This is a genomic window from Denitratisoma oestradiolicum, from assembly GCF_902813185.1.
Classification (GTDB): Bacteria; Pseudomonadota; Gammaproteobacteria; order Burkholderiales; family Rhodocyclaceae; genus Denitratisoma; species Denitratisoma oestradiolicum.
The window spans coordinates 1,754,842-1,767,762 of sequence record NZ_LR778301.1 but is presented as its reverse complement, the minus strand read 5'-3'; the positions used below and the strand labels follow the sequence as shown (position 1 = coordinate 1,767,762).

13 protein-coding genes are annotated in these 12,921 nt (G+C 62.1%); 7 read left to right on the top strand and 6 right to left on the bottom strand.

Going from position 1 to position 12,921, the window contains the following annotated elements:
• Positions 1-30: 30 nt before the first annotated feature.
• The 4 genes from DENOEST_RS08080 to DENOEST_RS08065 form a co-directional block, all read right to left on the bottom strand.
• Positions 31-1,605 carry an efflux RND transporter periplasmic adaptor subunit gene (locus DENOEST_RS08080; RefSeq protein WP_232096469.1) on the bottom strand — a complete coding sequence of 525 codons (1,575 nt, stop codon included), beginning with the start codon at positions 1,603-1,605 and terminating at the stop codon, positions 31-33.
• Entirely contained in the window at positions 1,602-2,873 is a 1,272-nt protein-coding gene (locus DENOEST_RS08075) for a TolC family protein (RefSeq protein ID WP_145768902.1), read from the bottom strand. Before DENOEST_RS08075 ends, DENOEST_RS08080 begins: the two co-directional genes overlap by 4 nt.
• A gap of 102 nt (positions 2,874-2,975) precedes the next feature.
• Entirely contained in the window at positions 2,976-3,302 is a 327-nt protein-coding gene (locus tag DENOEST_RS08070) for a copper-binding protein (RefSeq protein WP_145768901.1), read from the bottom strand.
• Between the two features lie 155 nt (positions 3,303-3,457).
• Positions 3,458-4,126 carry a c-type cytochrome gene (locus DENOEST_RS08065; protein WP_145768900.1) on the bottom strand — a complete coding sequence of 223 codons (669 nt, stop codon included), beginning with the start codon at positions 4,124-4,126 and terminating at the stop codon, positions 3,458-3,460.
• Between the two features lie 151 nt (positions 4,127-4,277).
• Here DENOEST_RS08065 and DENOEST_RS08060 point away from each other — a divergent pair, with 151 nt between their 5' ends.
• Both DENOEST_RS08060 and DENOEST_RS08055 read left to right on the top strand, forming a co-directional pair.
• The gene (locus DENOEST_RS08060) at positions 4,278-4,961 is read left to right on the top strand and encodes a heavy metal response regulator transcription factor (RefSeq protein WP_145768899.1); all 684 of its coding nucleotides are present in this window, start codon (positions 4,278-4,280) and stop codon (positions 4,959-4,961) included.
• Positions 4,952-6,400, top strand: coding sequence for a heavy metal sensor histidine kinase (locus DENOEST_RS08055; RefSeq protein ID WP_145768898.1), 1,449 nt, complete (start codon positions 4,952-4,954; stop codon positions 6,398-6,400). Before DENOEST_RS08060 ends, DENOEST_RS08055 begins: the two co-directional genes overlap by 10 nt.
• Here the strand turns inward: DENOEST_RS08055 and DENOEST_RS08050 are convergent.
• Together DENOEST_RS08050 and DENOEST_RS08045 are read right to left on the bottom strand one after the other, a co-directional pair.
• Entirely contained in the window at positions 6,375-6,836 is a 462-nt protein-coding gene (locus DENOEST_RS08050) for a hypothetical protein (protein ID WP_145768897.1), read from the bottom strand. The genes DENOEST_RS08055 and DENOEST_RS08050 overlap by 26 nt on opposite strands.
• A 398-nt stretch (positions 6,837-7,234) precedes the next feature.
• On the bottom strand, positions 7,235-8,122 hold the full coding sequence (locus tag DENOEST_RS08045) for a patatin-like phospholipase family protein (RefSeq protein WP_145768896.1): 888 nt from the start codon (positions 8,120-8,122) through the stop codon (positions 7,235-7,237).
• Between the two features lie 185 nt (positions 8,123-8,307).
• Between DENOEST_RS08045 and rsxA the strand changes: the two genes are divergently transcribed.
• The 5 genes from rsxA to rsxG all read left to right on the top strand — a co-directional run bounded on the left by rsxA (position 8,308) and on the right by rsxG (position 12,919).
• Positions 8,308-8,892 (top strand): electron transport complex subunit RsxA, encoded by a 585-nt coding sequence (gene rsxA / locus DENOEST_RS08040; protein WP_145768895.1) that lies wholly within the window; start codon positions 8,308-8,310, stop codon positions 8,890-8,892.
• Between the two features lie 139 nt (positions 8,893-9,031).
• Entirely contained in the window at positions 9,032-9,580 is a 549-nt protein-coding gene (gene rsxB / locus DENOEST_RS08035; protein WP_145768894.1) for an electron transport complex subunit RsxB, read from the top strand.
• Entirely contained in the window at positions 9,544-11,196 is a 1,653-nt protein-coding gene (gene rsxC, locus DENOEST_RS08030) for an electron transport complex subunit RsxC (protein WP_332068218.1), read from the top strand. The genes rsxB and rsxC overlap by 37 nt, the downstream gene beginning before the upstream one ends.
• A gap of 2 nt (positions 11,197-11,198) precedes the next feature.
• Positions 11,199-12,215 carry an RnfABCDGE type electron transport complex subunit D gene (locus DENOEST_RS08025; protein ID WP_408640027.1) on the top strand — a complete coding sequence of 339 codons (1,017 nt, stop codon included), beginning with the start codon at positions 11,199-11,201 and terminating at the stop codon, positions 12,213-12,215.
• On the top strand, positions 12,212-12,919 hold the full coding sequence (rsxG, locus tag DENOEST_RS08020) for an electron transport complex subunit RsxG (RefSeq protein ID WP_145768893.1): 708 nt from the start codon (positions 12,212-12,214) through the stop codon (positions 12,917-12,919). The genes DENOEST_RS08025 and rsxG overlap by 4 nt, the downstream gene beginning before the upstream one ends.
• Positions 12,920-12,921 lie beyond the last annotated feature (2 nt).

Sequence of the window (12,921 nt, the reverse complement as noted above, 5' to 3'; positions counted from 1 at the left end):
TCCACCCCCTCCCTTCAAGGAGAGGGGGGGTCAGTGCTTATGTTGTACCGCGCCCGATTTCGGCGTCAGCCGGGTGATGACCCATTCTCCCGGGCCCCGCTCGACGAACTCGATGGACACCTGGGCACCCGGCGTCAGGTCCTTCAGCAATGCACCATTGGCCACCTTGAATTCCATGGTCATGGCCGGCCATTTCAGACTGGCCACCGGTCCATGGCTGAGTTCCACCGTGCCGCTGGCGGCGTCCATACTGTCCACCACGCCCTCGGCCTTATGGCCCACGGCCTGGGCCGGGGCGGAGGCGTTGCCATGACCGGCATGGCCGAAGCCACCAAGGGCCGCCTTGAGATTGCTCTCGGCATCGATCAGGAAATTGGCGGCGACCACCACCGGCTCGCCCTCCTTAACCCCCTCAATCACCTCGACGTAGTTTTCATCGCGACTGCCCAGCCGAACCTCCCGGGGCTCGAAGCGGCCTTCGGCCCGCTGGATCAGGATCATCTGGCGGGTGCCGCTGTCGATCACGGCGGAAGTCGGCACCGCCACCACCGCTCCCTTGCCACTGACCGGCAGATCCACCTGGGCGAACATGGAAGGCTTCAGCAACAGACCCGGATTGGCCAGTTCGACGCGCACCTGAACGGTTCGTGTCCCGGCCTGAAGGGTGGGATAGATGTAGCTCACAGCCCCCTCGAAAATCTTGTCCGGATAGGCGCCGATCCGGACCTTCGCCCTGGCGCCGTTCCTGATGAGCCCGATATCCTGTTCCGCGATGTCTGCGATGACCCACACGGTACTCAAATCCACCACTTGGAACAGGGCTTCGCCGGCCATGAAGCGCATGCCCGACAGGGCTTTCTTCTCGATGACGATGCCGGCGACGGGGGAACGGAAAGTCAGAGTGCGCCTCGACTCCCCGGAACGTGCCAAGGCCCTGATCTGCTCTTCGGAAATGTCCCAGTTTTTCAGCCGTTGCAAGCTGGACTCGGCCAGTTGCTGCATGCCCCCACGGGCCTGGCCATCCGCGTCCTTGAGGGACGCCACTCCCTGGGTGGCAATGGCGTATTCCCGCTGGGCGGACACCAGTTCCGGGCTATAGACCTCGAACAGAGGCTGTCCCCTATCCACCGGCTGACCGGTGACATTCACATGCAGGCGTTCGATGTACCCCTCGAACTTGGGTGCAATGGTGTACACGCGACGCTCGTCGGGCTCGATCCGGCCGGCGGCACGCACCGACCGGGCCACCGGTCGCAATTGGGCAAGCTCGGTGCGCACCCCCAGCTTCTGAACCTTCTCGGTGCTGATCCGGACTTGACCCGCCTCGGCCGGACTCTCCGCTTCTTCCCCGGCATAGACCGGGACGTAGTCCATACCCATGGGGTCCTTTTTGGGAACCGGCGAGGTATCGGGCAGGCCCATCGGGTTGCGGTAGTACAAAAGCTTGCGCGCCTTCTCACCCTGGACTGCCCCAGCCTGGACCGTATCCGCAGACCGTCCGGCACCGCCCAGCCAGTAACCGGCACCCGCCGCCATGACCACGGCCACAAGGCCCAGTGCCCATCCAGCTCCCCGTTTCATCCCGTGGGGACTTCCGTTGATCATAGGTCTTCCCCTAGTAGTCGTTCGATCTCAGCCAGGCGCATCTGGGCTTCCACTTGGGCCTTGACCTGGGTTTGCCGGGCCAGGCGGATCTGGCGCTGGGCATCAAGCAGGGTGGCAAAATCCACCTTGCCGGTCTCATAGCCAGCCAGGGCCGAACGAAAGCTCAGCTCGGCTTGAGGCAGCAGGCTGGTGGTGGCCAGGGACTCGGTACGACGCGCTGTCTCGATGCTGGCGAGGTTTTCCTCCAGTTCGGACAGGAGTCGCAGGGTCTCCGACTCCTTACGAGCCCGGGCAGAGGCAACCATGGCATCCGATTCCCGCTCCTGGGCCCGGCGGGATGACTGCTGGAGGGGAATGTTGAGTTCCACCATCAGTTCCCACTCCTTCACGGCGTTCCGGTACTGAATGGGCGACACACCGACGGTGAAATCGGGATAACGATTCCGGTAGGTCAGTTCCCGCCCCTTTTCTGCCGCCTGGAGACGAGCCTCCTCAGTGAACAACTGGGGATTGCGGGCCTTCAGCCTGTCTTCCAGGACAACCCGATCCAGCCTGGCCGGCGCCGGCAGGGGTCGCAGTTGCTCAGGTTCCGCCAGGGGTGCCTGGGCCGGCCGGGCCAGCAGAGCGTTCAGCCGGGTATACAAATGATGTTGTTCCGTCTCCAGGGCCAGCAGTTCAGTGCGCAGATTGGTCTGCTCGATCTGGGCGCGGATCACGTCCTGCTGGGCTGCCAGGCCGCTGGCATAGCGGACTTGGGCCACCTTTTCCAAGCGAACCATCAGGTCGAGAATTTCCCGGGTCAGGCTCTCGTTGTGATGAAGATAGTAGAGTTGAGCATAGCCGATCTTGATCCTGGTGGCCAACTCTGCCCAGGTGTCCAGGGCTCGCCCCCGGGCACCTTCCGCCTCGAAGCCGGCAACTTCCCGTTTCAGGTCCCGCTTGCCGAACCAGGGCAGATCCTGCATCAGCAGATAACGGGTACTGCCGACACGATTCGGCGCCAGGGTGGCATCCTGTTCCCCCATCCGGGTGATGTCGCGCAGTTCGAGGCGGAATTTTGGATCAGGCAAGGCCCCTGCCGGCGTGACGCGCTCGGCGGCTGCATCCGCCTCCAGGCGCATTCTGATGTATTCAGGATTCGCCCCTTTGGCCACATCCAGCAGGCTGTCCACAGAGTTTCCTATCACCGTCTCCCGCGCGGAAACCGGCAGCACCAAGGCAATAACGAGCAGCAGGGCGACTACCCGGACAGAAACCACTCCTCGCATATCGTCTCCCCGAAAAATTTCAAGACACTCCGGCTTGTCCGGTATCGGTCTCCGGTCATGCCGAAAGGATGACCGGAGATGGCAAGCCATTCCTGACCAATATTACCTGGCTGGCTCGAAGTGAACGACGGTAACGACTCCGTTCATCTTGTCGGCCATGAATCGAATATTGTCGCCTTCCTTCAACTGTTCCAGCCAGCCGGTTTCCTTGACACGAAAGGCCATGGTCATCCCCGGCATGCCGAGGTTTATGAGGGGGCCGTGAGTCAAGGTAACCTTGCCGGTGGACTTGTCCACCTTCTTGACCACCCCCGCGGCAAGTTGCGCATCGCCAGGCATATTCATGGCGCCATGATCATGATCGGCGGCGATACTCGGCATCGAAAAGAAGATCGTCAGGGCGACCGGAACAATTAGGACAGATTTCATGGTTTCTCCTTGAGGAAATCAGTGGCGACCGATGCTGATCAAACGAATGGAATGGAGCAAGTGTAAGGACTCAGTGCCGACAGGATGCTGACCGGGAAATTACAATTCGGTAATTCCTTGCTCACGCCCCATACCGTCAGGATTGTCCCGCATCATCAATGCGTGTGAGTCTCGTCATGAGCACGAGCGCCATGGGCCGAGTGGGCGGATGGCCCTGCCCGGTCATGAGTTCTCTGGTGGCCCTTGTCTCCCGTCACGTCGGCATGAGCCCCTTCCATCCCGCCATGAGAATGCCCGTCGCTCGCCCTCACTGTCTGCTGGTAGTCCGCCGGCGAGAGGGAAGGCAGCTTGTCCAGAAAAGCGACCAAATCCCAGATGGCGGAATCGTCCATGCCGCCCTTGGACCAGGCTGGCATCCCAGAGGCCTTGATGCCATGCTTGATGATCCAGAACCGACGGGCGGCCATCCGCACCTCACCCCCATCGGCTACAGCAGAACGAGCAAGATTGGGCGGCGTGGGATAAAGGCCCCGGCGGATTTCCGAATTTTCCACGCCCGGCGACAGATGGCACTCCACGCACATGGCAGCATAATTGCCCGCGCCCCGGCGAATTCGCTCGGCCCGGGCCAGATCGGCGGGAGGCTCGATGGATACAGCGGCCCGATTGACCGCACGTTCCCGGGCCCATTCGATCAGCGCATGTACCGTGCTGCCATGGGGATGATCGGCGGCCGCATCGAGAGCGCCTACGTACAGCAGGCTCCAGCCGATAATCAACACCAGCCCCAGAGCCGTTACCACGCCAGTCAGGAATTGCCTCATCGCGTCACTCCCAAATCATCATGGAGCGAATTCTGCGCAGAACACCCTAACAGGAGTCTGACTAGAGGATTACATTGATGTAATTTTCATGCCTACGCTCTGGGGAAGGTCAGAATGACAGGGATTGAAAATCAGGTTTAAGGAATAGAGCATGAAAATTTTGGTAGTGGAGGACGAACCCAAGACCGGAGAATATTTGAGGCTGGGGTTGATGGAAGCGGGCTTTGTCGTCGACTGGGTCCAGGATGGTCTTGATGGTCTGAATTTCGGCCTGCACGAAATCTATGACCTGATGATTCTCGACATAATGCTGCCCGGCATGAATGGCTGGCATGTGTTGCAGAGCCTGCGCAAGGAAGGCCGGGATTTTCCTGTGCTGTTCCTGACCGCACGGGACCATGTGGACGATCGGGTCCGGGGATTGGAACTGGGTGCCGACGATTACCTGGTGAAACCCTTTGCTTTTTCCGAACTGCTGGCCCGGGTTCGAACCCTGCTGCGGAGGCGGGCCAAACCTCAGGAGGAGGAAACCCTCCAGGCCGCCGACCTGGAAATGGATCTGAAGCGCCGCAGGACTATCCGTGATGGCCGGCGGATCGAACTGACGCCCAAGGAGTTCGCACTGCTGGAACTGTTGATGCGCCGCCAAGGAGAGGTACTGCCCCGCTCATTGATCGCATCCCAGATCTGGGACATGAATTTCGACAGCGATAGCAACGTGGTCGAAGTCGCCATCCGGCGCCTGCGGATGAAGGTGGACGAGGGCTTCGAGCCCAAGCTCATTCACAACGTCAGGGGCATGGGTTATGTCCTGGAGGTGCCGGGGTGCAGTTGATTGGAAGAAAATCGATCACCTTCCGGCTTACCCTGCTCTTCGCCGGCGTATCCACCACGGTGCTGCTGCTGCTGGGACTGCTGGTGGCCTCGTTGGTGGAACGGCACTTCGAGGAGCAGGACATGTATCTGCTCACCGGCAAGCTGGAACTCGTACAGCACACCCTGGAGAAGGCACACTCCCACCAGGATCTTGCGGACATGCCCATGCAACTGAACGACTCACTGGTCGGACATCATGGACTGGAAGTCCTGGTGTTGTCGGGAATGGGGCAAGTCCTGTTTTCGAACGGCGCAGTCGAATTTCCAGAAGATCTATTGCAGCCCAAGACATGGACCGCTCCCAGACGTCCGGCAGTCTGGACCACATCGAAACACGAGCGGTTACGAGGGATTTCCATCCTGGCCAGAACCGGTATCAAGGGAGATGCCCCCTCCGTTCTGGTGGTGGCCACCGCCATCTCCCACCATGAGGACTTCATGAGTTCGTTCAGAACGACGCTCTGGTCTGTGATGGGGCTGGCCGCCCTGTTGAGCGGTTTTCTCGGCTGGATTGCCGTTCGCCGGGGCCTGGCGCCCCTACAGGCCATCAAACAGGGGGCACGGGGCGTCACGGCCCATCGGCTCGACTACCGGCTGGCGGTGGACTCGGTGCCTATCGAACTGGCGGAACTGGCCCAGACCCTGAACGACATGTTGGCCCGCCTGGAGGAATCCTTCCAGAAACTGTCGGATTTTTCCTCCGATCTGGCCCACGAGTTGCGAACCCCGGTCAGCAACCTGCTCACTCAGACTCAGGTCACACTATCGAAGCTCAGGCAAGCCAATGAATATCAGGACGTGCTGGCCTCCAATGCCGAGGAACTGGAGCGGATGGCGCGGATGATCTCTGACATGCTGTTTCTTGCGCAGGCGGAGAACGGTCTGATCGTTCCTGCCCAGGAAGAGGTGGACCTGGCCGCCGAGGTGGGAGAACTCTTCGAGTTCTACGAAGCCCTGGCGGAGGAAAGACAGATTTCCCTTAGCAGGGAAGGTGAAGGCCTGGTCAACGGGGATAGGCTCATGCTGCGTCGGGCCATCAGCAATTTGCTCTCCAACGCGATCCGCCACACCCCCCCGGGGGGCTGGATCAAGGCACGGATCATCCGGCTGGAGAACGGGGAAACCCGTCTGTCGATCAATAATTCAGGCCCGCCGATTCCCGCCGAGCACCTGCCCCGGCTCTTCGACCGTTTCTACCGGGCAGAGGCTTCCCGGCAACGGGCCAGCGACGGCGCCGGGCTGGGACTCGCCATCACCCGGTCCATCCTGACGGCCCACGGTGGCGAGATCGAGGCACGCTCGGAGGCAGACGCGAATGTTTTCGAGATGCGCCTGCCTCCGAGCGTTACCCGGCCCCTGACCGGCCAGGTGATCAGCGGGAGTGGGCCATCTCGGTGAGGCGGAAGGATTCGTGACAGGAAGTGCAGCGCTTCATGGTCAGGGCCAGTTGCGCCAGGATGACCTTTGATCCCTTGCCTTTTCGTGCATCGTCGGCGATGGCATCGAATTCCTCATGAACCAGGGCAGAAAGCTCCCGGAACTTGACACCGGAAACCGTGGGGAACATCAGGCTCGTCTCATAGATATTGATCGTCCCCAGCGCCCTTGCCCGTACCTCCACCGCCACCATGTCCTCCCGGGTCAGGGCGGAAAGGATATCCTGTAGCCCCTTTAGATACTCGCGCATGTCATTCAGTATCCGGGTCTTTTCGAAGGGCCGCAGAACTACCGGCGCCCGCCTGTCCTGAAGCACGGCCTGATCATCCTGAGCCAGGGCTGCCGAACCGGCCAATACCCCGCAGAACACCATGCCGACGATCAAACGTTTCATCATTCCATTCATGTTGTTCTCCTCAGTCTTGTCGAGTGATTGAGCCCCCCCGAAGCGAAAGGAAGGGCGCAATCCTGAGTTCAGAATATCAGGACTTACCAGCGAGGGAAAATCAATTCCGGGCGGTTTGGCGGCCCATCGATTGTTCCCTCGAAATCCGCCAAGGCATGCCTGAAAATGAATACGCCTGGCCGAAGTATGCATCCCGCCAGGCGTATCCCCGCTTTAGCTGTATTTGTCATGCGCCCGCAAGCTGAAATCAAATCGGCGCTGCCCTCAGGGCCGGGGCCTCCTGGGCCCCTGATGTGCTAATCCTACAAAGTGTCATGCCTGGTTTCGCTCAGCGCTACGCCCCTCCTTGTCGAAATGCAGTCCCAGACTAGGCGTCGGCCCCGGACCTGTCAACGCGCACGGGCCAGGCGTGCCTTGATTTCCGGCATTGCCGCCGTGGCGGCCCTTTCCCCTTCCAGAATGGCTCGGTGCCGGCCCTGGAAGTCGGCGGAGGGCAGATCGGCCGTCACTGGACGAATCACCACATCCGCCTCCTTCAATTCATGGCGGCTGATGGACTGGCCCATGATGGTCACTGTCTGGAGCAGCACATCCAGGGTGCTCTGGGTGCGATGATCCTGGGGCTTGGAGGAGATATCCACGGCGATCACGAAATTGGCGCCGAGACTGCGGGCCACCCGCACCGGCACCGGGCTGACTAGGCCCCCATCCACATACTCCCGGCCATTGATCCGGACCGGCTGGAACACCCCGGGCACCGTGCTGGAGGCCCGCACTGCCATGCCGGTATTGCCGGTCTGGAAGACCACCATTTCACCGTTACCCAGATCGGTAACCACCGCAGCGAAGGGTTTGGCCAGTTTCTCCAGGGGCCGATTGTCCACGGCCCGATTGATGAACGTTTGCAGGGCCTCGCCCTTGAGCACCCCCCGGTCCGGCAGGGACCAGTCACCGATCTGGCCCTCGTCCATCTCCTGTGCGATCTTTTGCAGATCAAAGCCGGAGCGACCCGCAGCATAGAGGGCACCCACCACCGAACCGGCGCTGGTGCCCACCACCAGGTCGGGAATGATGCCCTGGGCCTCCAGTACCTTGATCACGCCCACGTGGGCAAAGCCCCTGGCCGCTCCCCCCCCCAGCACCAGGGCTATCTTCATCGGTGCCACCGCCACCGGAGCCGGCGCGGAGGCCACCGGAGCAGGCTTTTCAATCAGGGCGGAGCAAGCCGACAGAAAGGTCGCGAGCAACAATGCGGACAGAAAATTGATGGAGGGCATGGTAGGGGGACAATAAACGCCACAAAACACCGGATGGCTCTGCAGATGAGCTGATTTTACCGCCTGAACCCCGCAAAGCCCCTACTGGAGCCATTGGAAGCGATGGAAAGATTGTCCGATCCCTCATAACCGGAGATAATTCGCAACCTTCCAATGTGGTCCGGCATTGACCTCCTGCTTCCTCCATGACCAGTTATCTGTTCGTCCTGCTCGGCGCCGTGCTTGTCAACAACGTAGTGCTGGTGCGCATTCTCGGCCTGTGCCCCTTCATGGGGGTTTCCAGGAAGCTGGAGACCGCCATCGGCATGGGGGCCGCCACCACCTTTGTGCTGACCCTGGGCTGCGGCACCAGCTACGTGCTGGATCACTGGTTGTTGCAACCCCTCGGTCTGGACTACCTGCGCACCCTGTCCTTCATCGTCACCATCGCCGCCATCGTCCAGTTCACCGAACTGGTGATCCAGAAGAACAGTCCCGGTCTGCATCAACTCATGGGTATCTACCTGCCCCTGATCACCACCAACTGCGCGGTGCTGGGCGTACCCCTGCTCAACATCGGCCTGAAACACAACTTTCTCGAATCCCTGCTCTTCGGCTTCGGCAGTTCGGTGGGTTTCACCCTGGTGCTGGTGATGTTCGCCGGGATACGGGAGCGACTGGAAGGCGCCGACGTGCCGGCGTATTTCCGTGGTACCGCCATCGGCTTTGTCACCGCCGGTTTAATGAGCCTGGCCTTCATGGGTTTCGCCGGCCTGGACAAGCTCAAATGACACCATCAGAACGGATGCCGGCACATCGAAGGGGGCAGCGCTGCAGGGCCTTCCCAAGGTGCTGCCAGCAACAAAACCTGAGGTCGCGCCAGCGACCGAACCAGTGTCACCCCCCTTCCGGAAGGGGGGAAGGTACGCAATGATTTCCGCAATCCTCGTCATGGCCCTGGGCGCCATCGTTTTGGGTGCCGCCCTGGGTTACGCCTCGATCAAGTTCAAGGTCGAGGGCGATCCCCTGGTGGACAAGATCGACGCCATCCTGCCCCAGACGCAATGTGGCCAGTGCGGCTTCCCAGGCTGCAAGCCCTACGCCACCGCCATCGCCAAGGGCGAGGCGGAAATCAACCAGTGCCCGCCGGGGGGTGAGGAAGGTATCCGCAAGCTGGCCGACCTGCTGGGCCGGGAAGTCAAGCCTCTTTCCGCCGAGCATGGCCAGGAAAAACCCAGGAGCGTGGCCCTGATCGACGAGAACACCTGCATCGGCTGCACCCTCTGCATCCAGGCCTGCCCGGTGGATGCCATCGTCGGTGCCGCCAAACAAATGCATACCGTAGTGGATAGTTTGTGTACCGGTTGCGAACTGTGCCTGCCCCCCTGCCCCGTGGATTGCATTTCCATGACACCCATCGCCGAGACGGTGGAAACGTGGAAGTGGAAATACCCACTACACCAAATCAAGGCTGCCTGATGCTGCGCCAGTTGTTCAAATTCAACGGGGGGATAAAGCCACCGACCCACAAGACCGATTCCACCCGAGAATCCATCGGCATCGTACCTCTGCCGGCCGAACTGGTGATTCCCCTGCACCAGAGCGTGGGCGGCCCGCCCCACCCTCTGGTCAAGGCCGGAGAGGCCGTCAAAAAAGGGCAACGTATTGGCGCCGCCGACGGCAATGTCTCCTCGGCGATCCATGCCTCCACTTCGGGCCGGGTGACCGCCGTGGAAATGCGCACCATGGCACACTCGTCGGGACTCTCCGCCCTGTGCGTGGTGATCGAGCCCGATGGCCGGGACGAATGGATCGAGACATCACCGGTGCGCTGGCATTCCCTGCCGCCGGACGAACTGCGGGATACCCTGCGGGATGCAGGCGTGGTGGGCCTGGGCGGCGCGGTGTTTCCCTCCCACCTCAAGGTCAAGGCCGGCAGGGAAGGCCTGAAACACCTGGTCATCAATGGTGCCGAATGCGAGCCCTTCATCACCTGCGACGACATGCAGATGCGGGAGCGGGGAAGCGCCGTGCTGAAAGGCGCGCTGATCCTGGGAGAAATCCTCCAGGCCGGGGAAATACTGGTGGGCATCGAGGACAACAAGCCCGAAGCCGTCGCCGCCATGCAGGCAGCCAAGCTCGCCCTGGGCGAGAAGGCGGCTCGTCTCTCGGTGGTGCCCATCCCCACCCGCTACCCGGCAGGGGGCGCCAAGCAACTGATCCGGGTGCTGACCGGCATCGAGGTGCCCCATGGCCAGCGCTCCACCGACTACGGCGTGCAATGCTTCAACAGCGGCACCGCCTGCGCCATCTATGAAGCCCTGGAACTCGGCCGCCCCATGGTGTCCCGCATCGTCACCGTGGCGGGCAACGTGGATCGCCCCCGCAACTACGAAGTGCTGTTCGGCACCCCGATGCGGGACGTGATCGCCCTGGCCGGCCCCAGGCCCGATAGCGACCGGGTCATCATGGGCGGTCCGATGATGGGCTTCCTGATGCCCAATGATGCGGTGCCGGTGATCAAGGCCACCAACTGCATCCTGGTGGGATCGAAGGCCCTGTTCCCGCCGCCGCCGCCGGAAATGCCCTGCATCCGCTGCGGCGAATGCGCCAAGGCATGCCCGGCGGACCTCCAGCCCTTCGAAATGTACTGGCACTCCCGCGCCAGGCTCTTCGGCAAGGCCCAGGAATACCATCTCTTCGACTGCATCGAATGCGGATGCTGCGCCTACGTCTGTCCCTCCAATATTCCCCTGGTGGATTACTACCGTTTCGCCAAGAGCGAGATATGGGCACGGGAGACGGAAAAGGAAGCCGCCGACGCAGCCCGGGAACGCTACGAATTCCGCCTGTTGCGGGACGAGCGGGAAAAACAGGAAAAGGCCGCCAAGCTGGCCGCCAAGGCTGCTGCCACCAAGGCCAAGCTGGCCGAGGAAGCCGCCGGCCGAAATGCCGCGGCCGAGGGAGAAGCTCCTGCCGTCATCGATGATCCCAAGAAGGCCCTGATCGCCGAAGCCCTGGCCCGCGTCACGGCCCAACAATCCCTCATCGCCTCGACTACCAAGGTCGACGAACCTCCCGAGGCCCAGGCCTGACCATGATCAACAACTCTCCCTACTTCCGTCAGCCGGCCAGTGTCCGTAGTGTCATGCTGCGGGTGTTGTTGGCGCTCGTGCCTGGCATCGCCGCCTACAGCCATTTTTTCGGACCGGCCATCCTGATCCAGCTGGCCCTGGCCTCCCTGGCCGCCCTGGCAGGCGAGGCGTTGCTGCTGCGGCTGCGAAAAAAACCGGTGTGGCTGTTCGTTTCCGACGGTTCGGCCCTGGTCACGGCCTGGCTGATCGCCCTCACCTTTCCTCCCATCGCTCCCTGGTGGCTGATCGTGGTGGCGACCCTGTTCGCCATCGTGGTGGTCAAGCATCTGTATGGCGGCCTGGGGCAGAACCCCTTCAACCCGGCCATGGCGGCCTTCGCCCTGATGATCGTGGCCTATCCCCAGTTGATGTCCCAGTGGCCGGCGGCGGGCTTCACCGATTTCCATGCCCAACTGGCGCTGATTTTTGGTGAGCGCCACCTGGATGCGGTGACCATGGCCACGCCCCTGGATGCCCTGCGCACGGCCCTCCACAGTGCCGAAACCCCCACCACCCTGGCCGCCATCTTCGGTGGCAGTCAGAGCTTCGGCGTCCTCGGCGGCAAGGGCTGGGAATGGGTGGCGGCGGGCTATCTGCTGGGGGGCGCTTGGCTGCTGCAACAGCGCATCATCACCTGGCACATGCCCGCGGCCTTTCTCGCCGTTCTGGCCCTGACCGCCGGCGCCTTCCATCTCTACAACCCGGAGCAGTTCGCCGGTCCCCTGTTTCACCTATTCACCGGCGGGGCCATGCTCGGCGCCTTCTTCATTGTCACCGATCCGGTATCCGGCGCCACCACGCCCCGGGGCAAACTGATCTTCGCCGCCGGCATCGGCCTGCTGACCTGGATCATCCGGAGCTTCGGCGCCTATCCGGACGGCGTCGCCTTCGCGGTGTTGCTGGCCAATATCTGCGTGCCTCTGATCGACATGTACACCCAGCCACCGGTCTTCGGCCACAAGAAGGGAGGCGACCAATGAACGCCCCCAGCCCGGAAACCCAATTCGACCCCGCCACGCCGCCGGAAGCCAGCATTACCCGGATATCGGTAAGTACCGCCGCCATCCTGGCGGTCTTCTGCGTGGTGTTCACCGCCCTGATGGCGGTGACCTACTCCAGCACCAAACCGGCCCTGGAGGCCAGCGCACTGGCGGAAAAACTGCAACTGATCGATGCCGTGCTGCCACGGGACGACTACGACAACGACCTGCTGGCCGACTACATCACCTTGCCCCCCCTGCCCGCCCTGGGCCTGGATGATCCCAGCCGGCTCTACCGTGCCCGCCGCGACGGCGAACCTCGCGCCCTGGTGCTGGAGGCCGCCGCGCCGGACGGTTACTCGGGCCGCATCGCCCTGATCCTGGCGATCGAGGACGACGGCGAACTCAAGGCAGTGCGCGTCACCCGGCACCGGGAAACCCCGGGCCTGGGGGACTACATCGATCCAAAGAAGGACCGCAACAAGAAACACCCCTGGATCAGCCAGTTCAACGACCTGGGGTTTGAGGATGTCGGACCGGACCAATGGAAGGTGAAAAAGGACGGCGGCCATTTCGACCAGATGGCTGGCGCCACCATCTCGGCCCGTGCGGTGACCAATGCCACCCGCCGCGCCCTGGAATGGACCGAGGGCCGGCGCGACAAGCTGTTCACACTGCCGACCCGGGGCAGCTATCAGGAGTAGAT